This is a genomic window from Actinoplanes sp. NPDC026623, from assembly GCF_040638275.1.
Taxonomy (GTDB): Bacteria; Actinomycetota; Actinomycetes; order Mycobacteriales; family Micromonosporaceae; genus Actinoplanes.
The window spans coordinates 1-2,187 of record NZ_JBEZXZ010000410.1 but is presented as its reverse complement, the minus strand read 5'-3'; the positions used below and the strand labels follow the sequence as shown (position 1 = coordinate 2,187).

The 2,187-nt window shown below is 74.1% G+C and carries 1 pseudogene; it reads right to left on the bottom strand.

Annotated features, from left to right (window positions below):
• A pseudogene (locus tag AB0F10_RS45325) lies at positions 1-1,311 on the bottom strand (hypothetical protein); the annotation flags it as partial.
• Between the last annotated feature and the right edge of the window lie 876 nt (positions 1,312-2,187).

Genomic DNA, 2,187 nt, shown 5'->3' with positions numbered 1-2,187 from the left:
GGAGTCGGGGGCGGCCGGGTCGAAGGCGGCCGGGTCGAAGGCGGCCGGGTTCGCCGGTGCCACGGCCGGCGGCTCGCCGGGCAGGCCGGACGGCGAGACGAAGCCGACCCGGGGCCGGCGCGGGCCGGCGGGGTTGGCCTGCGGATAACCGGTGCCCGCCTGGCCCTGGTCGTACGCGGCGGGCGCCATCGGCATCCCACCGGTCCGGCCCGGTGCGGCGGGGGTCTCGGTTGCGCCGCGACCGCGCGCCGGGTTGCCCGGGTCGTAGCCGGCCGGCGGCGTCTGCGGCGAGCCGCCCGCGGGCGACGTGGGACGCAGCACGTCGGCCGACGCGGCGGGCGTCTTCGGCAGGTTCGGCGGAGCCGGGGTCACCACCCGCGGCGCGGCGGTCTGCGGCGGCGCGTTGACGACGCGGGGCGGCGCCGGCGGCTCAGCCTTCTTGATCACGCGCGGCGTCGCCGGCGGCGTCGCCTTGCTGATCACCCGCGGTGCGACCGGGGGAGTGGCCCTGCTCTTGACGCGGGGCGCCTCGTCGTCGTCCTGCTCCGGGTTCTCGTAGGGGCGCAGGTCCTCCTCGCGCAGATCGTCGAGGAGTGGATCGAAGTCGCGCCCGCGCCGGGACCGGCGATCGTCCTGCGGCGCCTCGTCCGGCGCGACCGGCGACACCCGGGCCCTGCCGCTGGCCACGTCGGGCACCTCGGGACGGGTGCGCCGGACGAGGCCGTCCTGCTCGACGGCGTCTCGGTCCTGCACCACCCGGTCCTGCGTCAGGCGGGCGCGGCGCGCGGTGTTGTGGCGGCGCTGCTCCTCCCAGTCCTGCACGTCGAAGTCGCGGTCGTCGTACTCGAGCTCGTCGAAGTCGAGGCTGCGGCGCTGCCAGCCCTCGGCGCCGGGCGGCGAGACCGGGGCGGCATCGAGGTCGGCGGGGGCGAACGAGGGGTCGTCCAGCCAGCCCGGGCGGTCACCGTCGAAGGCCGAACTGATGCGCTTGTCGCGGTTCGGTGACCGTTGGTAGCCGGCCTCCCGTCGCTGACGGCGGCGTTCGGCGAGTTCGTCGACGCCCGGATCGAACGAGGCGACCGGGGTGGAGGCGGGCGTGGGAACCGGGGCGGGCACCGGGTCCGGCGCCTTGTTGAAATCGTCGTCCTCGATGTATTGGGTGCGCTGCACGGGCCGGCGGGTGTCGGCGCCCCAGCGGGCCGCGACGGCGTCCGCATAGGGGTCCCGGGCCGTGGCGGTGGAGTCCGTGTACGGCACCTTGCGGTTGTCGTCGTACTCGGATTCCCAGTATTCGTCGTCCTCGAAGCTCATCGGGTCACCCCGGCGCGGCCCTCGAGGGCGCGCGAACGAGGATGCCGCGAGCCGGCCCCCTGCCGCATACGTGCCCCCCGTCTCGCCGCCGCGTACGCGCCCCGTAACACCTTCCGCGCGGACTGACTTGGAAGGTTAACCACGGATTTGCGTACGGCGCTACCGCCCGCGGTGGCGCATCACCCGACTCACGGACGACCGTCGCGTCCGGAACCGGCCCCGGCGCCGCGGCCCGCCGGGAGTGGTCCGTCGACGGACAGTACGCGCGCGGGCGCCAAGCGGTTCAATCGCCGAGGTACGAGGTGCGGAAGGTTCCGGTCGATTGACGGAAAGTCACCGCGTCGGCAGCGGTCGGCGACCATTCCATGAACTGCTCGAATTGTTTCAAGGACGTGGCCGGCCATGGAATTTAAGCCATTCTTAATGGCCCGCTGAGGAAAGCGACGGAAATGGCGTCCCGGGGGCCCGCCCGGCCCGCACGCCGACCCCGGGGCCGTGGTCACTGAGCGTGACTGTGGCGAGGGGCACGTCGCCGCGCCGCGGATCATGGTGTGACGGGATGTCATGGTTGGAGTCACGGGCCGGTCCGATGATGTGCCGGCCCGCGGCATGTAGTCAGCCGCGGCGACCGGCCCGTTGAAGTGACCGATACACGACACCGGATCGAGGGGCATGCCGCGCCTCGATCCCGGTGCCGTGCGCGCCAAACCCGGACGGCACCGCGCCGCCCGGATACCTGGACCGTGTCCAGCCCGAACTCCCGGCCGGCGGCCCACCACCCCCCTTGTTGGCCGCCACAAGCCGGGGCACAGAAACGGCGGCGGGTGCACCCGCCGCCGTTTCGACCTCTTCCGGGCACCTCGGCGCCGGCCCGGC